Origin of the sequence: Bordetella trematum (assembly GCF_900078335.1) — a bacterium.
Lineage (GTDB): Bacteria > Pseudomonadota > Gammaproteobacteria > Burkholderiales > Burkholderiaceae_B > Bordetella > Bordetella trematum.
Genome location: NZ_FKBR01000014.1, coordinates 80,936 through 101,940, shown reverse-complemented (window position 1 = coordinate 101,940; position 21,005 = coordinate 80,936). Strand labels below are relative to the sequence as shown.

The 21,005-nt window shown below is 67.6% G+C and carries 18 protein-coding genes; 14 read left to right on the top strand and 4 right to left on the bottom strand.

Annotated features, from left to right (window positions below; genetic code table 11):
- The first annotated feature begins 168 nt into the window (after positions 1 to 168).
- The 3 genes from purE (at position 169) to A7V84_RS08095 (ending at position 2,980) form a co-directional block, all read left to right on the top strand.
- The gene (purE, locus tag A7V84_RS08105) at positions 169 to 684 is read left to right on the top strand and encodes a 5-(carboxyamino)imidazole ribonucleotide mutase (protein WP_033534128.1); all 516 of its coding nucleotides are present in this window, start codon (positions 169 to 171) and stop codon (positions 682 to 684) included.
- Positions 685 to 780: 96 nt separating this feature from the next.
- Positions 781 to 1,965 (top strand): 5-(carboxyamino)imidazole ribonucleotide synthase, encoded by a 1,185-nt coding sequence (locus A7V84_RS08100; RefSeq protein WP_025518375.1) that lies wholly within the window; start codon positions 781 to 783, stop codon positions 1,963 to 1,965.
- Positions 1,958 to 2,980, top strand: a complete 1,023-nt coding sequence (locus A7V84_RS08095; RefSeq protein ID WP_063491928.1) for an L-threonylcarbamoyladenylate synthase — start codon at positions 1,958 to 1,960, stop codon at positions 2,978 to 2,980. The genes A7V84_RS08100 and A7V84_RS08095 overlap by 8 nt, the downstream gene beginning before the upstream one ends.
- Before the next feature lie 53 nt (positions 2,981 to 3,033).
- Here A7V84_RS08095 and A7V84_RS08090 read toward each other — a convergent pair whose 3' ends face one another.
- Both A7V84_RS08090 and A7V84_RS08085 read right to left on the bottom strand, forming a co-directional pair.
- Positions 3,034 to 4,305, bottom strand: coding sequence for a Zn-dependent hydrolase (locus tag A7V84_RS08090; RefSeq protein WP_063491929.1), 1,272 nt, complete (start codon positions 4,303 to 4,305; stop codon positions 3,034 to 3,036).
- Between the two features lie 26 nt (positions 4,306 to 4,331).
- A complete protein-coding gene (locus A7V84_RS08085; protein WP_033534131.1) occupies positions 4,332 to 5,687 on the bottom strand; it encodes a dihydroorotase in 1,356 nt (451 codons plus the stop codon).
- Positions 5,688 to 5,808: 121 nt separating this feature from the next.
- Here A7V84_RS08085 and A7V84_RS08080 point away from each other — a divergent pair, with 121 nt between their 5' ends.
- The 8 genes from A7V84_RS08080 to A7V84_RS08045 all read left to right on the top strand — a co-directional run bounded on the left by A7V84_RS08080 (position 5,809) and on the right by A7V84_RS08045 (position 15,268).
- Positions 5,809 to 6,693 carry a LysR family transcriptional regulator gene (locus A7V84_RS08080; protein ID WP_025518370.1) on the top strand — a complete coding sequence of 295 codons (885 nt, stop codon included), beginning with the start codon at positions 5,809 to 5,811 and terminating at the stop codon, positions 6,691 to 6,693.
- Positions 6,694 to 6,929: 236 nt separating this feature from the next.
- The gene (locus A7V84_RS08075; RefSeq protein ID WP_033534132.1) at positions 6,930 to 8,021 is read left to right on the top strand and encodes a DUF917 domain-containing protein; all 1,092 of its coding nucleotides are present in this window, start codon (positions 6,930 to 6,932) and stop codon (positions 8,019 to 8,021) included.
- Between the two features lie 10 nt (positions 8,022 to 8,031).
- Complete coding sequence (locus tag A7V84_RS08070; RefSeq protein ID WP_025518366.1) at positions 8,032 to 9,687, top strand: urocanate hydratase; 1,656 nt, start codon at positions 8,032 to 8,034, stop codon at positions 9,685 to 9,687.
- A gap of 25 nt (positions 9,688 to 9,712) precedes the next feature.
- On the top strand, positions 9,713 to 10,900 hold the full coding sequence (locus A7V84_RS08065; RefSeq protein ID WP_063491930.1) for a CaiB/BaiF CoA transferase family protein: 1,188 nt from the start codon (positions 9,713 to 9,715) through the stop codon (positions 10,898 to 10,900).
- Positions 10,901 to 10,910: 10 nt separating this feature from the next.
- The gene (locus A7V84_RS08060; protein ID WP_025518363.1) at positions 10,911 to 12,113 is read left to right on the top strand and encodes an acyl-CoA dehydrogenase family protein; all 1,203 of its coding nucleotides are present in this window, start codon (positions 10,911 to 10,913) and stop codon (positions 12,111 to 12,113) included.
- A 9-nt stretch (positions 12,114 to 12,122) separates the two neighbouring features.
- Positions 12,123 to 13,256 (top strand): acyl-CoA dehydrogenase family protein, encoded by a 1,134-nt coding sequence (locus A7V84_RS08055; RefSeq protein WP_063491931.1) that lies wholly within the window; start codon positions 12,123 to 12,125, stop codon positions 13,254 to 13,256.
- An 81-nt stretch (positions 13,257 to 13,337) separates the two neighbouring features.
- Complete coding sequence (locus tag A7V84_RS08050; RefSeq protein WP_025518359.1) at positions 13,338 to 14,669, top strand: MFS transporter; 1,332 nt, start codon at positions 13,338 to 13,340, stop codon at positions 14,667 to 14,669.
- 161 nt (positions 14,670 to 14,830) lie between these two features.
- Positions 14,831 to 15,268, top strand: a complete 438-nt coding sequence (locus A7V84_RS08045) for a MaoC family dehydratase (protein ID WP_025518358.1) — start codon at positions 14,831 to 14,833, stop codon at positions 15,266 to 15,268.
- A 190-nt stretch (positions 15,269 to 15,458) separates the two neighbouring features.
- On the opposite strand, the gene A7V84_RS08040 is transcribed toward A7V84_RS08045, so the two are convergent.
- A complete protein-coding gene (locus A7V84_RS08040) occupies positions 15,459 to 16,652 on the bottom strand; it encodes an acyl-CoA dehydrogenase (RefSeq protein WP_025518356.1) in 1,194 nt (397 codons plus the stop codon).
- A 78-nt stretch (positions 16,653 to 16,730) separates the two neighbouring features.
- Positions 16,731 to 18,428, bottom strand: a complete 1,698-nt coding sequence (locus tag A7V84_RS08035) for a thiamine pyrophosphate-binding protein (RefSeq protein ID WP_025518354.1) — start codon at positions 18,426 to 18,428, stop codon at positions 16,731 to 16,733.
- Positions 18,429 to 18,598: 170 nt separating this feature from the next.
- Here A7V84_RS08035 and A7V84_RS08030 point away from each other — a divergent pair, with 170 nt between their 5' ends.
- Genes A7V84_RS08030 through ybaK form a run of 3 tightly spaced genes read left to right on the top strand, consistent with a single transcriptional unit; the run spans position 18,599 to position 20,947 of the window.
- The gene (locus A7V84_RS08030) at positions 18,599 to 19,510 is read left to right on the top strand and encodes a LysR substrate-binding domain-containing protein (RefSeq protein ID WP_025518353.1); all 912 of its coding nucleotides are present in this window, start codon (positions 18,599 to 18,601) and stop codon (positions 19,508 to 19,510) included.
- 6 nt (positions 19,511 to 19,516) lie between these two features.
- The gene (gene xerD / locus A7V84_RS21070) at positions 19,517 to 20,443 is read left to right on the top strand and encodes a site-specific tyrosine recombinase XerD (RefSeq protein WP_025518351.1); all 927 of its coding nucleotides are present in this window, start codon (positions 19,517 to 19,519) and stop codon (positions 20,441 to 20,443) included.
- 15 nt (positions 20,444 to 20,458) lie between these two features.
- Entirely contained in the window at positions 20,459 to 20,947 is a 489-nt protein-coding gene (ybaK, locus tag A7V84_RS21065) for a Cys-tRNA(Pro) deacylase (protein ID WP_025518350.1), read from the top strand.
- Positions 20,948 to 21,005: the final 58 nt, after the last annotated feature.

The following is a 21,005-nucleotide window of genomic DNA, read 5'->3' as shown; positions in this document are numbered from 1 at the left end:
GCGTGGTGGCCGGCATTTCTGGCGCGTCGCGCCGTTTCCGCCCGGCATGGAGCGTCCCCGTTCTAGGGGAGACATCAGAAGGCGGGTAAAATAACTGCCTTCGCGGCCGGGGACATCCCCGGCCTGGTTTCTTCACTGCTGCGCCGCCCGGGCGCATCGAACCCGCTCATGACCACACACTCTTCGGTTACCGGCGCCCCTGTGGTGGGCGTCATCATGGGATCTTCCAGCGATTGGGAGGTCATGAAAAATGCCGTGGCGATGCTGGAGTCGTTCGGCGTGCCTTTCGAGGCGCGCGTGATTTCCGCCCACCGCATGCCTCAGGATATGGCCGACTACGGCGCGCAGGCGCGCGCCCGCGGGCTGCGCGCCATCATCGCCGGCGCCGGGGGCGCTGCCCACCTGCCGGGCATGATGGCCGCCCTGACCGAGGTGCCGGTGTTCGGCGTGCCCGTGCCTTCGCGCTATTTGCGCGGCGAGGATTCGCTGCTGTCCATAGTGCAGATGCCCAAGGGCGTGCCGGTGGCCACGTTCGCCATCGGCGAGGCGGGGGCCGCCAACGCGGCGTTGCATGCCATCGCCACGCTGGCCACCACCGATGATGCCCTGCACGCCAAACTGCTGGCGTTTCGTGCCGCGCAGACCGAGACCGCGCGCAACATGACGCTGCCGCCGCAGGCCTGATCGCCGTTCGCACCGCCTGCGCCCGGCGCCGGCGGCTTTTCTGATCGCGGCGTCCTTCGGGGCGCCCTGTTTTCCCCGCCCCGGGCGGGACTGACCATGTCGCAATCTCATTCCGAACTCATCGTTGCCCCTGGCGGCTGGCTGGGCCTGCTGGGCGGCGGGCAACTGGGCCGCATGTTCTGTCATGCCGCGCAAAGCCTGGGCTATCGCGTGGCGGTGCTGGACCCCGCCCAGGATTGCCCGGCCGGCCGCGTGGCCGATCTGCATATCTGTGCCGCCTATGATGATGCCGCGGGCCTGGCCGCGCTGGCCGATCGCTGCACCGTGATCAGCACCGAGTTCGAGAACGTGCCTGCCGACAGCCTGCGCGTGCTGGCCCGCCGTTGCCGCGTCAGCCCGTCGGGCGACGCTGTCGCGGTAGCGCAGGATCGCATCGCGGAAAAGCAGTTCATCGCCGCCCAGGGCATCGCCGTGGCGCCCTATGTGGCGGTACACGACGCCGATGATCTGCGCTCCGCCGGCGAGCACCTGTTTCCGGGCATCCTGAAGGCCGCCCGCCTGGGCTACGATGGCAAGGGCCAGGCGCGCGTCAGCAATCGCGAAGATGCGCTGGCCGCCTTCGAGGCCTTCGGCGGCGTGCCCTGTGTGCTGGAAGCGCTGCTGCCGCTGGACTACGAAATCTCGGTGATCATCGCGCGCGGCTTTGATGGCGCCAACGTGGTGTTCCCGATTGCACGCAACGTGCATCACGAGGGCATCCTGGCCGTCTCCACCGTCGGCGAGGAAGGCTCGCTGGCGCTGCAGGAACAGGCGCGCCAGGCGGCTCAGGCGATCGCCCAGGGCCTCGATTACCACGGCGTGCTGTGCGTGGAGTTCTTCGTGCTGCGCAACGGCGCGCTGGTGGTCAATGAAATGGCGCCGCGCCCGCACAACAGCGGCCACTACACCCTGGATGCCTGCGTGACCAGCCAGTTCGAACAGCAGGCGCGAGTGATGGCCGGCTTGCCGCTGGGCAGCACCGGGCTGCTGGCGCCGGCGGTCATGCTCAATCTGCTGGGCGACAGCTGGTTCGATGGCGAGACGCCGCGCGAGCCCGACTGGGCGGGCGCCTTGGCCGTCGATTGCGCCAAGCTGCATCTGTATGGCAAGGAAGAGGCCCGCCGTGGCCGCAAGATGGGCCACCTGACCGTGGTCGGTCATCCGTTGGCCAAGGTGCAGGCCGATGCCGCAAGCGTGGCTCAGGTGCTCGGCCTGCCGGCGCCGGATGTCCGCCATGGCTGATGCCGATATCGCCGCTGCGGCGCAGCGACTGGCCCAAGGCGGCCTGGTCGCCTTCCCGACCGAGACGGTCTACGGGCTGGGCGCCGATGCCGAGAATCCCGAGGCCGTGGCGCGCATCTATGCCGCCAAGGGGCGTCCGGCGACGCACCCGGTCATTGTGCATGTGGCGCCGCAGGCCGATCTGCGGCATTGGGCTAGCGAAGTGCCGCCCGAGGCCGAGCGTCTCATCGCGGCCTTCTGGCCGGGGCCGCTGACCCTCATTCTCAAGCGTCGCCCCGGCATCGGCGAAGCCGTCAGCGGCGGGCAGGACAGCATCGGCATCCGTTGCCCCTCGCATCCGGTCGCCCAGGCGCTGCTGGCTGCCTTTGCCGCGCTCAAGCCGGGCGGTCAGGGCGGGGTGGCGGCGCCGTCGGCCAATACCTTCGGCCATGTCTCGCCGACACAGGCCGGGCATGTGCGCAGCGAGTTCCCCAATGAAGTGGCTGCCGGCATGCCGGTGCTCGATGGCGGCGCAGCCGAGGTCGGCATCGAATCCACCATCCTGGATCTGTCCCGCCTGGATCAGGGGGCGGGCCCGGTGCTGCTGCGCCCCGGGCATATCAGCGCTGCGCAACTGGCGCAGGTGCTGGGTGTGCCGGTGCGCCGTCCGGATGCGGCTGCGCCGCGCGCCTCGGGCACGCTCAAGGCGCACTATGCGCCGCGCACGCCCTTGGCCCTGCTCGACGAGGCCGCCTGGGCGCAGCTGACGCAACAGGGCCTGCCGCCCGGACGCAGCGCGCTGGTGACCTATGGCTGGCACGCCGATCTGCCGGGCCTGGATTGCCATCGCGTGCCGGCCGACCCGGCGCGCTATGCCCAGGCGCTGTACGCCACGTTGCGCGACCTGGATACGCAAGGCTATGCCCGCATCTGGGTGCAGGCGCCGCCGGCCGATCCCGCCTGGGATGCGGTCAATGACCGCATCGGCCGCGCCGCGGCTGCCTTCAGCCTGGACACGGCCGGTCTGGCCGGTTGAATCCGGGCCGGGCGGCGGCCCGCAGGCACGCCGTCCGGCATCCGGACGCCGGGTCAGCCCTGGCTCAGGCGACGATCCAGTTCCAGCACGGTTTCATAGAGCACGCGCGTGCCGTCGAGCAATTGGGCCGGCGTGATGGACTCTTCCGGACAGTGGCTGCGGCCATCGAGGCAAGGGATGAAGATCATGCCGATCGGGCCGGTGGGGGCCATGTAGACCGCATCATGACCTGCGCCGCTGGGCAAGCGCATGTTGGCGTAGCCCAGGCGATCGGCGGCAGCCTGCACGGCGTCCATCACCAGCGGCGAGCAGTCGGTCGGCCGCGCCCGGCTGACCGGCGCGCAGCTCGCGCTCAGACGCAGCTGCGCCAGGGGCGCCTGCACCGACTGCATCACGGCTTCGGGGAAGTCATCCAGGACGGCATCGCTGTCGCTGCGCACCTCCATCAACAGTTCGACCTGCCCTGGCACCGCATTGGGCGCGTTCGGCGTCATGGCGATGCGGCCGATGGTGGCGACCACGTAATGCGGCTTGCCGGCAAGCGCCGTGGCGCGGGCATGGGCGGCGTCGATGACGCGCGCCGCGCCGACCAGGGCATCACGGCGGATGTCCATGGGAGTGGTGCCGGCGTGATCGGGCTGGCCGTGCACCGTGATCAGTACGCGCCGGATTCCGACGATGTTGGTGACCACGCCGATGGGCAGGTCGCGCGTCTCCAGCACCGGCCCCTGCTCGATGTGCAGTTCGACGAAGGCGGCCGTGCCGCCGGGGCCGCGCAAGGGCGCGCTCAGCGCATCCGGATCGCCGCCGATGCGTCGCAGCCCCTGCGCCAGGGTTTCGCCTTCAGCGTTGCGTGCGGCCAGCTGGTCGGCATGCAACTGGCCCGACAGCGCGCGGCTGCCGACGCAGGAAATGCCGTAGTCGCTCGGCTCTTCGGACAGGAAGTCGATGACCTCGAAGGGGTGTGCCAGCGTTACGCCCTGCTCCTGCAGGGTGTGGGCCACCTCGATGCCGGCCAGCACGCCGATGATGCCGTCAAAGCGCCCGCCGCCCATCACGGTGTCGCAGTGCGAACCGGTGGACAGCGGCGCGCGCGTGGCGTCGCGCCCGGCGCGCACGCCGATCAGGTTGCCGCCGGCATCCTGGCGCACGGCCAGCCCGGCGGCCTCGAACTCGCTGCGCAGCCACTGGCGCGATTGTTCGAACAGGGGAGAGAAGGCGCGCCGGGTCCAGGGCACGTCGGGCAGCGTCATGCGCGAGAGCGTTTCGACCCGCGCCCACAGGCGCTCGGCGTTCAAGGGAGGAAATTCGGTTTCAGATGCCATGATGATGTCCGCGATAAGGGTCGGATTCAGGCCTGGCGCGGACGCAGGAAGCGTCCGTGGCCGGCCTGGTTGACGATGCGTTGACCGTCATAGACCTGCTGGCCGCGGCACCAGGTGGCGGCCACGCGCACGCGGAATTCACGGCCCTCGAAAGAGCTCCACTTCACTGCCGACAGGCTGACCGAAGGGTCGAAGGCGTAGCGCTCCGGGCTCAGGATGACGATGTCGGCATCGCGGCCCACGTCCAGCGAGCCCTTGCGGTCATCGAGCAGGAAGTGGCGCGCCGGGTTCAGGCAAAGCTGGCGCACCACCATCGAGGGCGAAATCCCGTGCTCCTCGCAGCCGGTCCAGAATGCCGGCAGCAGGGTCTCCAGGCCGGGGCCGCCCGAGGCGTTCTTGAACACGTTGGGATTGCCCTTGCGCTCCAGGCCCCAACTCACGTGGTCCGAAGACACGAAGGTGCATTCATCCCGGGCGATGTGGGTCCACAGGCGGTCGACCTCGGCCTTGGGGCGGATGGGCGGATAGTGTTTGGTTTTGGCGCCGAAGCGGCGGGTGTGCTCTTCGTGATTGAGCATCAGGTATTGCACGCAGGTTTCGATGCTCGCCTGGTGGCCGGCGCGGCGATACATATTGCACAGCTCAAAGCCGCGTGCCGTCGACACGTGCACGGCGTGGGCGCGCGCCCCGGTTTCGGCGCCGAGCTCGTAGATGATGCCGGTGGCCAGATTTTCGATCAGCGGCGTGTGGGCCCGCATGAACGCGTCCCAGCCGGTGTCGCCGGCCTCGATCAGGCGGGCGATGTTCTTGCGCGTGAGCTCCTGCATCTGGTTGTGCACGCTGCAGGCCAGGCCCGACGGGGCGATCAACTGGAAGGCTTCGTAGAGGTCGTCCTCCTCGATGCGCGGGAAGCGCCCCGGCGTGGCTTCGAAGGTCGAGAATTTGAAGGCGCAGACGCCGCCTTCGATGAGGCCGGCGGCAGCGGCCAGGCCGTGCTCGCGGTTCAGCGTGCCGAACAGCGCCACGTCGACGTGGCAGTCGCGTTCGGCCTCGGCAATCTTGGCGTCCAGGTGGGGGCGCGAGGCCACCGGTTCGGGGTCGTCATAAGGCATGTCCACCATGACCGTGACGCCGCCGGCAGCCGCGGCGCGCGAGGCCCAGCCCAGCCCTTCCTGGTTGGCCTGGCTGCCCGAATGCACCTGGCCGTCGATGACGCCCGGCATGATCCACTGGCCGCGCGCATCGACCGTCTCGCGCGCGGCAGGCGGCTGCCCCGTACCTCGGGCGGCTACCTGCGTGCCGCGTACCGCCAGCCAGCCGTCTTCGACGATGCCTTGCGGCTCGACGATGTTGCCGCGCACCACCAAATCAAAATCGCTCATCGCTGTCTCCCTTATCTTTGCAACAGGAATGGGAGCCAGTGTAGTGAGCCGCCTTGCACAACGTCTTATGCTTAATTGTGCGTAATAATTAACATCACGTTAATGAAACCGGTGAGTCGCCATGAAGCTCAACCTGCGTCAGATCGAAGTCTTTCGCGCCATCATGCTGAGCGGTTCGATCAGCGGCGCCTCCAAGTTGTTGTTCGTATCGCAGCCGGCCGTCAGCCGCCTGATCGCCTACACCGAGCAGCGCCTGGGCCTGATGCTGTTCGAGCGCATCAAGGGGCGGCTCTACCCTACGCCCGAGGCCAAGCGCCTTTTCGCCGAGGTGTCCACGCTCTATCAGATCGTGCAGCGGGTCAATGAAGTGGCCGACAACCTGGCGGAGAACCGGGTCGGGCAGTTGCGCCTGTCCTGCAGCCCGAGCCTGGGGCAATCGCTCATGCCGCGCGCCATCGCCGCCTTCCGGCGCGAGTTTCCCGAAGTGCGCCTCGTGCTGCAGACCCTCATTCCCAGCGTGATGCTGCAATCGCTGCTCACGCAGCAGGTCGAGCTCGGAGTGGCCTATCTGTCGATGGATCACCCCAGCTTCGCCTCCCAGTCGCTGTATGAAAACCACTTCGTCGCAGTGCTGCCCGAAGGCCATCCGCTGGCCGGGCGCGCCCAGGTCAGCGCCGCCGAACTGGCCGAGCAGCCGCTCATCGGCTATAGCGCCGACATTCCCTTTGCCATGCTGGTGCGCGACATCTTTGCCGGCTTGCCGGCCGAGCCCGAGGCGCGCATCGAGGTGCAGCAGGCGCACGTGGCCTGCGCCATGGTGCAGGCCGGCGCCGGGGTGGCCCTGGTCGACGAGATGTCGGTACGCGGGCCTATCTGGAGCGGCGTGGTCACGGTGCCCGTGGCCGAGACGGTCAGCGCGCCCATCAGCGTTTATCACCTGGAACTGGAACCCCTGTCGCGTCTGGCGCGCGAGTTCATCCGCGTGTTGCGCGAGCTCGAAACCTGAGGCAGGCGCCGTCATTGCGGATTAGGACTATCCCTAGGCCCTGCCGACGGGCCGCGGGAGCGTCCCCAGGGCGAGCAATGATGATTAACATGCTGTTATATACATGGCATAAAAGGTAATACGACATTATCAATAGACCTTCCTATGATCCGCTCAACGCACTGTCCGACAGGGGTTGAGATCGCGACTTCCTGACCGGTGCAAGGCATCACCTATCAAGACGGAAAGGAGCAATCATGGGAAGGATTCTGACCCTCAAGGACGTTGAGGCTGCGGTGCTGGGCGGCTCGGTGTTCGCCTGCGGCGGCGGCGGCTGGGCCGAGCATGGCCGTCAACTGGGCACGCTGGCCGTGACCATGGGTCGCCCCGAGCTGGTCAGCATGGACGAAGTGCCCGACGAGGCCTGGATCGCCACGGCCGCTGCCATCGGCGCGCCGGGCGGGCTGACCGACTGGGAAATGCTGGGCGTGGACTACGTCAAGGCGGCCAGCCTGGTGCAGGAGGCGCTGGGCGAGCCGCTGTATGGCCTGATCATCGGCCAGAATGGCATGTCCAGCACCCTCAATGCCTGGTTGCCTTCGGCGGTGCTGGGCACCAAGGTCATCGACGCGGTGGGCGACCTGCGCGCCCACCCGACCGGCGACATGGGCTCGCTGGGCCTGGCCAACAGCCCCGAGCCCATGATCCAGTGCGCCGTGGGCGGCAACCGCCGCAACAACGCCTATATGGAACTGACCGTGCGCGGGGCGACCGGCAAGGTCTCGCCGGTGCTGCGCAAGGCCTCCGATATGTCGGGCGGCTTCATCGCCAGTTGCCGCAATCCCATTCGTGCCTCGTATGTGCGCCAGCACGCCGCGCTGGGTGGCATCAGCATGGCGCTGGCGCTGGGCGAAGCCATCCTGGCGGCCCAGCCGCGGGGTGGGGCCGCCGTCATCGACGCCATCTGCCGGGAACTCAAGGGCGAAATCATCGGCTCGGGCAAGGTGCGCCTGAACACGCTCAAGTACACCGAGGAAGCCTTCGACATCGGCACGGTGGAAATCGGCGAAGGCGCCGGCAAACGCGTGCTCCACGTCATGAACGAGCACATGGCCGTCACCGATGCCCATGGCGAACGCATCGCCTGCTACCCGGATGTGATCACCACGCTGGACACGGACGGCAAGCCCGTGAGCGCCGGCCAGCTGCGTGACGGCCTGGAGGTCAGCATCCTGCATGTGCACAAGCGCCACATCCCGCTGTCGTCCAGCGTCACCGATCCCTCGGTCTATCCCATCGTCGAGCGTGCGCTCGGCATGAACTTTACTGATTACGCATTGGCTCGTTGAGGTACTCGAAGTGAAACGCGAATTCAAAATCCCGGGCGGCCCGACACTGCGCTGCAAGGGCTGGCGCCAGGAAGCATTGCTGCGTCTGCTGGAAAACGTGCTGGCCGTGGGCGAAGACCCCGACAATCTGGTGGTGTATGCCGCCCTGGGGCGTGCTGCACGCGACTGGCCCTCGCATGACGCGATGGTCAAGGCCTTGATGGAACTGGAGGAAGACCAGACCCTGATCGTGCAGTCGGGCAAGCCCATCGGCGTGCTGCGCACCCACAAAGATGCGCCCATCGTCATCATGGCCAACTGCAATATGGTGGGCCAGTGGGCGCGGGCCGAGAACTTCTACCGCTGGGAGCAGGAAAACCTGATCTGCTGGGGCGGTCTGACCGCCGGCGACTGGCAATACATCGGTTCGCAGGGCGTGATCCAGGGCACCTACGAAATCTTCTCGCGCATCGCCGAGCGTCATTTCGACAATGACCTGCACGGCCGCTTCATCCTGACCGCCGGCATGGGCGGGATGGGAGGCGCCCAGCCGCTGGCCGGCCGCATGGCCAACGCCGCCATCCTGACGGTCGAAATCAATCCCGAACGCATCGAGAAGCGCCTGAAGGCCGGTTATCTGGAAAAGCGCGCCGATACCCTGGACGAGGCCCTGGCCATGATCCGCGAGGCGCAGGCGCGCCGCGAGCCGGTGTCGGTCGGCCTGCTGGGCAATGCGGCCGAGGTCTTCCCGGAAATTCTGGCGCGCGGCATTGTTCCCGATATCGTCACCGACCAGACTTCGGCGCATGATCTGGTGTACGGCTATATCCCGGCCGGCTACACCCTGGCCGAAGTGGCCGAGCTGCGCAAGACCGACGTGCCCCGCCTGATGGACGCCAGCCGCGCCTCGATCGTGCGCCATGTGACGGCCATGCTGGGTTTCCAGGATCGCGGCGCCATCGTCTTCGACAACGGCAACCTGATCCGTACCCACGCACGCGATGGCGGCGTCGAGCGCGCCTTCGATATTCCCGTTTTCACCGAGGCCTTCCTGCGTCCGCTGTTTGCGCGGGCCATCGGGCCGTTCCGCTGGATCGCCCTGTCGAATGATCCGGACGACATCCGCAAGATCGATGATCTGCTGCTGGAACGTTTTCCCGACAATGCCATCGTCACCAACTGGGTGCGCCTGGCGCGCAAGGAAGTGCCCTTCGAGGGGCTGCCGGCGCGCATTGCCTGGCTGGGGCACGGCGAACGCACCGAGCTGGCGCTGGCGGTCAACCAGATGGTGCGCGACGGCGTGCTCTCGGGCCCCATCGCCTTCACGCGCGACCACCTGGACGCTGGCGCGATGGCCCATCCCAACATCATGACCGAGAACATGCGTGACGGCTCCGATGCCATCGCCGACTGGCCCTTGCTCAACGCCATGATCAATTGCGCCTCCAGCGCCGATCTGGTGGCGATCCACTCGGGCGGCGGCGGTTACAGCGGCTATATGACCAGCGCCGGCGTGACGGTGGTGGCCGATGGCACCGAAGGCGCCGAGCGCCGCCTGTCGCTGTCGATGACCAACGATACCGCCAGTGGCGTGCTGCGCTATGCCGACGCCGGCTACGAGGAAGCGCTCGACGAGGTGCGTCTCAAAGCCATCGGCCGCATCGACACCGCCGCCTTCGGCGCCTGAGCAGGACGCGACAGCGGACAAGACCATGAATCAAGAGATGCTGGCGGGCGTGCGCGTTCTGGACTTCACCCGGGTGCTGGCCGGGCCGTATTGCACGGCCATGCTGGCGGACCTGGGGGCCGAAGTCATCAAGATCGAGCCGCCGCACGGGGACGACCAGCGCCACATGGGCCGGATGGTGCAGGGCGAGAGCACCAACTTCGTGCTCAACAACCGGGGCAAGAAAAGCCTGCGCCTGGATCTCAAACAGGAGGCCGGCCAGCGCATCGCGCGCGAACTGGCCGCGCAGTGCGATGTGGTGATCGAGAACTTCAAGCCCGGCGTGGCCGACAAGCTGGGGATCGGCTATGCCTGTCTGTCGGCGCAGACGCCGGGCCTGGTGTATTGCAGCATTTCGGGTTTCGGCCAGAACGGCCCGAACGCGGACCGGCCGTCGTACGACGTGGTGGCCCAGGCCATGAGCGGCATCATGAGCCTGACTGGCGAGCCGGATGGCGCGCCCACCCTGATCGGCGAATCCATCGGCGACATCTGCGCCGGCATGTTCGCGGCCTGGGGCGTGATGGCGGCGCTGTTTCACCGCGAGCGCACCGGGCAGGGCCGCCACGTCGATGTGGCCATGTTCGATGCCCTGCTGGCCATGCAGCCGACCGCCATGGCGCAGTACCTGTTTGGCGGCAGCGCGCCGCGTCGCGTGGGCAACCGTCACCCGCTGAGTTCGCCGTTCGGGGCGTACGCCGCCGCCGACGGGCATCTGGTGATCGCGGCGGCCAACGACAAGCTGTTCCGGGCCGTGGCCGAAACCATCGGCCATCCCGAGCTGGCGGGTGATGCGCGCTTTGTCAGCGATGGCCTGCGCAGCCGGCACGATGCGGAGCTGCGTGGCTACATCGAGGGGTGGAGCCGCCAGCGCAGCGTGGCCGCGGCCGTGGACGCCATGAGCCGCGCCGGGGTGCCGGCCGCGCCCATCCAGGATACGGCGCAGGCTGCCGACAGCGAACAGGCGCAGGTGCGCCGGCTGCTGGCGCGCGCCACGCATCCGGTGCTGGGCGAGACGGCGCTCATGGAGCAGCCCGTGCATTTTTCCGGCGTCGAGCGCGGGCGGGTGCGCACGGCGCCGGCTCTGGGGCAGCACAGCGAGCAAGTGCTCGGCGCGTTGCTGGGGCTGGATGCGGCCGCCATCGCGGCGCTGCGCGCCGATGGCGTGATCTGAGGAGTAGGCAATGGAAATGCGATTTACGCCGGAAGAGGAAGCCTTCCGGATCGAGGTGCGCGAATTCATCGCGGCCAATCTGCCGGCGGACATCCGACGCAAGGTGTCGCTGGGCCTGCGGCTTGAGCGCGAGGATTTCGTGCGCTGGCAGGACATCCTGGCCCGGCGCGGCTGGTATGCCGTGAACTGGCCCCAGGAGTACGGCGGTCCGGGCTGGAGCGCCGTGCAGAAATATCTTTTCATGCAGGAGTACGGCGCGCAGCCCTGCCCGCCGCTGGTGCAGTTCGGCGTGAACATGGTCGGCCCGGTGATCTACACCTATGGCAGTCCGGCGCAGAAGGCGCGGTTCCTGCCGCGCATCCTGAACAACCAGGACTGGTGGTGCCAGGGCTATTCCGAGCCGGGTTCGGGTTCCGACCTGGCCTCGCTCAAGACCACGGCCGTGCGCGATGGCGATCACTATGTCGTCAACGGCTCGAAGATCTGGACCACCTGGGCGCAATGGGCCGACTGGATGTTCGCCCTGGTGCGCACCAGCAAGGAAGAGCGCCCGCAGCAGGGCATTTCCTTTCTGCTGCTGGATATGCGTTCGCCGGGCGTGAGCGTGCGGCCGATCCGCATGCTGGATGGCGATGCCGAAGTCAACGAGGTGTTTTTCGACAATGTGCGCGTGCCGGTCGAGCAACTGGTCGGCGGCGAGGGCACGGGCTGGTCATACGGCAAGTTTCTGCTGGAGCATGAGCGCTTCGTGATCTCCGGGGTGGCGCGTTCGCGTCGCCTGCTGGCCCGGCTGAAAACCGTGGCCGGGCAGCGGGGTGACGGCCTGGGCGGCGCATTGCTCGACGACCAGGTGCTGCGGCTGCGCTTTGCCGACCTGGAAACCCAGCTGGCGGCGCTGGAGTACACCGAACTGCGCTTCCTGAGTGCGATGAACGCCGGGCAGAGCCCGGGCAATGCGGCCTCCATGCTGAAGATACGCGGCACCGAGATCGAGCAGTCCATCAGCGAGCTGGCCATGGACTGCATGGGGCTGGATGCACTGGCGCTGGACGAAGCCTTGCTGGACGGCGAGGTCGACGACAGCCAGGCGCTGGCGCCGGAGTTCGCCGCTGCCGCCGGGCCGCTGTACTTCAACCTGCGCAAGGTGTCGATCTGGGGAGGATCCAATGAGATCCAGCGCAACATTCTGGCCAAGCACGTGCTGGGCCTGTAGGAGCAAGCCGTGGATTTTTCCTTGAACGACATGCAGCGCATGCTGCAGGACAGCGCCGAAACCTTCGCGCGCGAGCATGGCGAGTTCGAGCGCCGGCGCGCCTTGCTGGCCAGCGAGCCGGGCTATGCCGAGACGGACTGGGCGCTGATGGCCGAGCTGGGCTGGTTCGCCCTGCTGCTGCCGGAAGATGCCGGCGGCATCGGCGGCGGGCCGGTCGAAACCATGCTCATCATGGAGGCGCTGGGGCGCGCGCGCGCCAGCGAACCGTTCTTCTCGACGGCCGTGCTGGGCGCTGGCCTGCTGCTGCGTCATGGCAGCGCCGCGCAACGCGAGCGCTATCTGGCGCCGCTGGCGGCTGGCCATTGCAAAGTGGCCTGGGCCCATGCCGAGGCCGGGGCACGCGATGCGCGTTATGCGGTCGCGCTGGCCGCGCAGCCGCAGGGCGGGGGCTTCGTGCTCAATGGCGCCAAGGCCACTGTGCTGGACGCGCCGACAGCCGATGTCTTCATCGTGTCGGCGCGCAGCGCCGGGGCGCCGGGCGAGCGCGATGGCCTGTCGCTGTTTCTGGTGCCGGCCGATGCGGCGGGCCTGTCGCGGCGGGCCTTCACGACGCTGGACGGCGGGCGCGCGGCGCATCTGACGCTGACGGACGTGCATGTGCCGGCCGAGGCCTTGCTGGGCGCTGGCGGCAGCGGCGCGGACCTGGTCGACGATGCCTATCGTCATGCGATCGCCGCCTTGTGCGCCGAAAACCTGGGCGCGATGCAGGCCATGCATGACGCCACGCTGGAGTATCTCAAGGTGCGGCGCCAGTTCGGCCGGCCCATCGGCCAGTTCCAGGCTTTGCAGCATCGTCAGGTCGATATGTATATCGCGCTGGAGGAGGCGCGTTCGCTGACGCTGGCCGCGACTATGGCGCTGGCTGACGGCTTGCCCGAGGCGGACCGGTTGCTGTCCATGGCCAAGGTTCAGGCCGGTCGCTCGGCCAAGGTGGTCGGGCAGGGCGCGATCCAGTTGCACGGTGGGATCGGCATGACCGATGAATTGAGCGTGGGCGCGCACTTCAAGCGCTGCACGGTCATCGAGGCGCTGTTCGGCGCCAGCCGCCATCATCTGGCGCGGCTGGCGACGGCGGCGGCGTAAGAGCGGGCGCCGCCTGACGGGCAGGGGCGCTCTTAACGGACCACAGCGCCGGCAAGGCGCGAGTCCAAGGGGAAAGCAAGCATGAAAGACATCGCAATCCATACCGCTGCAAAAGCGGCCGGAGGCGAACAGGCGGCCCAGCCGTCTCATTCGGGGCGCCGCGCGGTCATTGCGGCTTCGGCAGGCAACGCGCTGGAGTGGTATGACTTCACGGTCTACGCGTTGTTCGCGGTCTATATCGGGCAGAACTTCTTTCAGAACGAAGACCCGACGGTGCAGTTGATGGCCTCCTTCCTGGCCTTTGGCCTGGGCTTCGTGGTGCGGCCGCTGGGCGCGCTCATCCTGGGCTCCTATGGCGACCGGGCCGGCCGTCGCGCCGCGCTCACGCTGACCATCATGCTGATGGCCGCGGGCACGCTGCTCATCGCGATCGCGCCGCCCTATGCGGCCATCGGCGTGGGCGCGCCCTTGTTGATCGTCTGCGGCCGCGTGCTGCAGGGCTTTTCGGCAGGCGGCGAAGTCGGTGGGGCTACGGCCTTCCTGGTCGAGCATGCGCCGGCCGGCAAGCGCGGGCAGTATGCGTCGTGGCTGCAGGCCAGCATGGGGGTGTCCAACCTGCTGGCCGCGCTGGTGGCGACCGTGGTCACCACCACGCTGACCGAAGACCAGGTAGGCGAGTGGGGCTGGCGCATTCCCTTCATCCTGGGCCTGGCCATCGCGCCGGTGGGCTTGTGGATGCGGCGTGCATTGGACGAAACCCCGCATTTCCGCGAGGAGCAGGAGCGCCAGGCGCGTAGCGCAGAGAAGGCGCGCGCCCCCTTGCTGCGGGTCGTCAAGGAGTATCCGCGCGAGCTGGCTTCGGCCCTGGGCCTGTCGGTGCTGTGGGCCATCGGGCCGTATTCCCTGGTGATCTACATGCCCATCTACGTGCAGCGCAATCTGGGCTTTGCCAGTTCGGATGCCTTCACGGCGGCGCTGGTGGGCAACCTGTTCATGATTGGCGGATGCGTTTTCGCCGGCACGCTGTCCGACCGCTTCGGCCGTCGCACGGTGCTGACGGCTGGCGCGCTCATCATGCTGGTCTGCATCTATCCCCTGCTGATGTGGCTGCAGGCCAATCATTCGCTGTCGGCGCTGATCGTCGCGCAGTCGCTGTGCTGCCTGATGGTGGCCATGTATGTGGGGGTTGCGCCGGCAGCGCTGTCGGAGATCTTCCCGACGGCGGTGCGCTCCTCTGGTATGTCGCTGGCCTATAACACCGCCGTCACCATCTTCGGCGGTTTTGCGCCGGCCATCCTCACCTGGATCAGCTTCTCCACCGGGGTGTCTTTCGCGCCGGCGCTTTACGTGATGGGAGCCTGCATCGTGGCGTTGCTGGCATTGGCTTTCGGGGTCCGTCGCCGCGATCTCTAGGCGCGCGGCGGCCGGGCGGGGCCGACGCTCCTGTCTCGCCCGGGGCCCGGCTTTGCCGGGCCTTTTTTTGGGCTTATATCAAGGCGTGGGCAGCCGTTGCCCCTATCCCTGTATCCTATGGCTTCAGACGGCCTGAAAGCGGCCAATCAAGGAGGGAAGCAATGAAATTCGCCGAGCTGCGCGAAGGTATGGTGATCAAGGGAGGGCCGCTCACGGTCACTCAGGACGAAGTCTTGGCTTTCGCGCGCCAGTTCGATCCGCAATGGTTTCATGTCGATGTCGCCCGCGCCGAAGAAGGGCGCTGGGGCGGCCTGATCGCAAGCGGCTGGCACACCTGCGCGCTGGCCATGCGCATGGCCGTGGACGCCATCCTGCATGATTCCGAGTCCTTCGGCTCGCCGGGGCTGGGCGAGGTGCGCTGGCGCGTACCGGTGCGTCCGGGCGACACCCTCACGCTGCAGGCGCGGGTGCAAGGCGTACGCCGCTCCACCACGCGCGCCGATCTGGGCATCGTCAGCTGGTCGTGGCTGGTCTACAACCAGCATGACGAAGTGGTGCTGGAGCTGGATGCCACCAGCCTGTTCGATCTGGCCGGCTGAGCCCGACCCGGGGGCGCTTTTCCTTGGGACGGCCCAGCGGAGAGGGGTGCCCCCACGCTGCGCCTGACGGCTTGCTGCCCCCCGAGGTGGCGCTTTTCCTTGGGACGGCCCAGCGGAAAAGGAAACGCCCCGTCAGCCATGGCTGACGGGGCGTTTTGCTGTGCGGGCGCGGCGCGCAGGCCGCTGCCGGTCAGAAGAAAGCCTGGATGCCGGTCTGGGCGCGGCCCAGGATCAGCGCGTGCACGTCGTGCGTGCCTTCGTAGGTGTTGACCACTTCCAGGTTGACCAGGTGACGGGCCACGCCGAATTCGTCGGAGATGCCGTTGCCGCCCAGCATGTCGCGCGCCAGACGGGCGATGTCCAGGGCCTTGCCGCAGGAGTTGCGCTTCATAATGGAGGTGATTTCGACGGCGGCGGTGCCTTCGTCCTTCATGCGGCCCAGACGCAGGCAGCCTTGCAGGGCCAGCGTGATCTCGGTCTGCATGTCGGCCAGCTTCTTCTGGATCAGCTGGTTGGCGGCCAGCGGGCGGCCGAACTGCTTGCGGTCCAGGGTGTACTGGCGGGCGGTGTGCCAGCAGGCTTCTGCGGCGCCCAGCGCGCCCCAGGCGATGCCATAGCGGGCCGAGTTCAGGCAGGTGAAGGGACCGCGCAGGCCCGAGACGCCCGGCATCATCTGCTCTTCGCTGACTTCCACCTCATCCATGACGATTTCGCCGGTGATCGAGGCGCGCAGGCCGACCTTGCCGTGGATGGCCGGCGCCGACAGGCCCTTCATGCCCTTTTCCAGGATGAAGCCGCGGATCTTGCCGTCGAATTCGCCGCCGACGCACTTGGCCCACACCACGAACACATCGGCGATGGGGGAGTTGGTGATCCACATCTTGTTGCCGGTGAGCTTGTAGCCGCCGTCGATCTTCTGGGCGCGCGTTTCCATGCCGCCGGGGTCGGAGCCGTGGTTGGGTTCGGTCAGGCCGAAGCAGCCGATCCACTGGCCCGAGGCCAGCTTGGGCAGGTACTTCTGCTTCTGGGCTTCGCTGCCGAATTCATTGATGGGCACCATCACCAGCGAGGATTGCACGCTCATCATGGAGCGATAGCCGGAGTCCACGCGTTCGACTTCGCGGGCGATCAGGCCGTAGCTGACGTAGTTCAGGCCGGCGCCGCCGTACTCGACCGGAATGGTCGCGCCCAGCAAGCCCAGTTCGCCCATTTCGGCGAAGATGGCGGGGTCGGTCTTTTCGTGGCGGAAGCCTTCCAGCACGCGGGTGGCCAGCTTGTCCTGCGAATAGGCGTAGGCGGCGTCGCGCACCATGCGCTCTTCTTCGGTCAGTTGCTGATCCAGCAGGAGCGGATCTTCCCAGTTAAACGAGGGCATCGAGGACATTCGGTACTCCAGAAAGGGCAAGCGGTAAAAGTGAAATCGGAATCCGGCAGGGCGGGCCGCCAGGCCCGCCCGCCAGGTTTACGCCTGAGCCTGTTCGGCGGCGGCGCGGATTTTGTCCAGCGTGGTCGACGGCGAGATGGCCTGCGGATCCAGCAGGCAGTGCAGGATCGCCGGCTTGCCGCTGGCGACGGCGCGCTCGAAGGCCGGGCCGAATTCGGCGCTGGTCTCGACGCGTTCGCCGTACCCGCCGAACGCGCGGGCGTAGTCGGCGAAATCGGGGTTCTTCAGGCCGGTGGCCGAGATGCGGCCCGGGTAGTGCTTCTCCTGGTGCATGCGGATGGTCCCGTACATGCCATTGTCGATCAGCACCACGATGATGGGCAGGTCGTACTGCACGGCCGTGGCGAACTCCTGGCCGTGCATGAGGAAGCAGCCATCGCCGGCGAAGCACACCACCATCTTTTCGGGCTGGGCGCGTTTGGCGCCCACCGCGGCCGGCAGGCCATAGCCCATTGAGCCGGAGGTCGGCGCCAGCTGGGTGCCGTAGCGCGTGAAGCGGTGGAAGCGGTGCAGCCAGGTCGCATAGTTGCCGGCGCCGTTGGCCATGATGGCGTCGGCGGGCAGCTTCGCTTCGAGGTAGGCCATCACTTCGCCCAGCTGCAGCTTGCCCGGCGTCTTGACCTGGGCCGGATCGCTCCAGGCCAGATAGCTCTGGCGCATGGCGGCGGTGTCCTCGCTCCAGGCCGGGGCGGCCTGGGGCGCGGGCAGCGTGGCCAGCGCGGCGCAGAAGGCGGCCGGCGACACGTTGATTGCCAGCGTCGGGCGATAGACGCGGCCCAGCTCCGCGCTGTCGGGGTGTACATGCACCAGCTTCTGGCGCGGCACCGGGATGTCCAGCAGGGTGTAGGCCTGGCTCGGGTTCTCCGACATGCGTCCGCCCACCAGCAGGATCAGGTCGGCGTCCTGCAGGCGCTTGAGCAGGGCCGGATTGATGCCCAGGCCCACATCGCCGATATAGCAGGGGTGGTCGGCCGGAAACAGCATCTGGCGGCGGAAGGACACGGCCGTGGGCAGGGCGTGGGCCTGCGCGAAGCGGGCGAACCCGGCCACCGCGTCGGCATCCCAGCGCGTGCCGCCCAGGATGGCGACCGGCTTTTTGGCTTCTGCCAGCAACTGGCTCAGGCGGTCGAGCTGCGCGGCGCTCGGCGCGGCGTCGATCACTTCGTAGCGGGGCGCATCGGCCACGTCGGCCATCTCGACCAGCATGTCTTCGGGCAGGGCGATGACCACCGGGCCCGGACGCCCCGAGGTTGCCACATGGAAGGCGCGCGACAGCAATTCGGGGATGCGTTCGACCTGATCGATCTCGGTCACCCATTTGGCCTGCGTGCCGAACACGGCACGGTAGTCCATTTCCTGGAACGCTTCGCGCTCACGCATGCCACGTTCGATCTGACCCACGAACAGGATCAGGGGCGTGGAGTCCTGCAGGGCGATGTGGATGCCGGCCAGGGCGTTGGCCGCGCCCGGGCCGCGGGTCACCATGCAGATGCCCGGTTCGCCGGTCAGCTTGCCATAGGCATCGGCCATCATGGCCGCGCCGCCTTCCTGGCGGCAGACCGTGACATCGATGCTGGCGTCATGCAGACCGTCCAGCACGGCCAGGTAGCTCTCACCAGGGACGCAGAAAACATGTTTGACGCCATGGTTGACCAGTTGGTCGACCAGGATATGCCCCCCCATGCGAGGGCCGGTTTTGCGAGTGGAGGAAGTCACGGCGGGTGGAGTGTCTCGTATTTTGGATTATGAAAAATATCGCATCAGGATAATGTTCCTGACTTGCACAATGCAATTGATAAAATTGCACATGATAGTGAGCAGACGGCACTTGTTCAATGGGGGGTGCAGACCCTCCGGCCCTGCTCGCCTTGCGATGGATCGTGCGCATGAGAAACGGTATTCCCAATTTGAGCGCCCTGCAGGCTTTCGAGGCCTCCGCCCGGCTGGGCAGCTTTTCGCGTGCGGCCGAGGAGCTCTCGCTCACCCACAGCGCGGTCTATCGCCAGGTGGCCAGTCTGGAGGCGCGCCTGGGGGTGCAGCTCTTTACCCGCGTGCGCCGGCGCATCGTGCTGACCGACCATGGCGCCGAGTACGCCGGGCGCATCCGTCACCATCTGGACCAGATCGAGAAGGACACCTTCGGTCTGGTCAGCCGCACCGGCATGGGGCGCAGCATCCACATCGCCGTGGTGCCCACGCTGGCCACCACCTGGCTGATTCCGCGACTGCCGGATTTCCAGCAGGCCGAGCCCGATATCACCGTCAGCCTGACGGTGCGCACGCTGCCCTTTCAGTTCAAGGATCAGCCTTTTGACGGCGCGCTCTACCATGGCGACGGCATCTGGCCCGGCAGCCAGGGGGTGCTGCTGTTCCCGGAGCGCGAACTGGTGCCGGTCTGTGCGCCGGCACTGCTGGAGCAGGCGCGCGCCCGCGGCGGCCCGCTGATGGCGGCCATGACCCATCTGCACCTGGCTTCGCGTCCGGACGCATGGCGCCAATGGTATGACGCCAATGGCCTGCTGTATGGGCCGTCGGCTGCGGGCGGGCCGCGCTATGACCTGTTCACCATGGTGATGGCGGCGGTGCAGGCCGGTCTGGGAGTGGGCCTGATTCCGCGCTTTCTGGCCCAGCGGGCGCTGGACGAGGGGCGGCTGGTGATGCCGGTGCCGCATGTTCTGCAGGTGCGGCAGGGCTATTATTTCGGTTATCCGCAGCACAGCGAGCGGCCCGGCGCGCTCAAGGCCTTCGAAGCCTGGCTGCAGGTGGCTGCCGCCGAGCAGGCCGCTTCCCGCTCCTGAACCTCCATGTCCGACACCTCTGTCCTGGTTTCTCAGGCCGACATCGATGCCTTCATCCAGGCCCTCTGGCTGGAAGACGGCCTGGCCGCCAACACGCTGGCGGCCTACCGCCGCGACCTGAGCGCCTTTGCCCGCTGGCTGCAGGCCCCAGAGGCGCCGCCCGGGGCCGCCGGCCAGCTGTGCGAGGCCAGCGCGGCGGACCTGGCGGCCTGGTTCGCCGCCTGCCACGAGGACAGCCGGCCAGCCACGGCCAACCGCCGGCTGGCCACCCTGCGGCGCTTCTTCGCCTGGGCCTTGCGCGAGGGGCGCTGCGCCGCCGATCCCTGCCTGAGCCTGGAGGCCGCGCGCCAGCCCCTGCGCGTGCCCAAGACGCTTTCAGAAGGCCAGGTCGAGGCGCTGTTGCAGGCTCCTGATCTGTCGCTGGCGCGCGGGCTGCGTGACCGCGCCATGCTGGAGACGCTCTACGCCACCGGCGTTCGCGTGACCGAACTGGTCAGTTTGCGCACGCTCGATGTCAGCCTGGCCGACGGCGTATTGCGCGTGGTGCAGGGCAAGGGCGGACGCGACCGGCTGGTGCCGCTGGGCGCCGAGGCGGCACACTGGCTGCAGCGCTATCTGGAGCAGGCCCGTGCCGAGCTGGCCGGTGCGCGCGTCAGCGATGCGCTGTTCATCACCGCGCGCGCCCAGGCCATGTCGCGCCAGGCGTTCTGGCAACTGGTCAAGAAGTACGCCCGGGTCGCCGATGTCCAGGCGCCGTTGTCGCCGCATGTGCTGCGCCACGCCTTCGCGACCCACCTGCTGAACCATGGTGCCGATCTGCGCGTGGTTCAGCTGTTGCTGGGCCATGCCGACATCTCCACCACCCAGATCTACACCCATGTGGCGCGCGAGCGGCTCAAGTCGCTGCACGCCGCGCATCACCCGCGCGCCTGACGGCGTCCGTGACCCATGAGCAAAACCCGACACGTCTCCGAAACCCCTGCGACCCAGTTTCTCAAGCGCCACAAGGTGGCGTTCACCGAACATACCTACGATTACGTCGATCACGGCGGCGCCGGCGAAGCCGCGCGCCAGCTGGGCCTGGATCCGCACGCCGTGGTCAAGACGCTGATCATGGAAAACGAGGCGGCCCAGCCGCTGGTGGTGATCATGCATGGCGATCGCGAGGTCTCTACCAAGAATCTGGCGCGCCAGGCCGGGGCCAAGAAGATCACGCCCTGCCATCCCGAGGTCGCGCAGCGTCATTCGGGTTATCAGGTCGGCGGTACGTCACCCTTCGGCACTCGCAAACGCATGCCGGTCTATATCGAAAGTGGCATCCTGGATTATCCCCAGGTCTACATCAACGGCGGGCGGCGCGGCTACCTGATCGGCATCGCGCCCGGCGTGCTGGTGGATCTGCTGCAGGCCAGGCCGGTCAGCGTCGGGCTGGAATAGCGCGGTAATCCTGTACCACCCCGGGGCGCCGCGCCCGCGCCACAATGGGTCAGGCGTC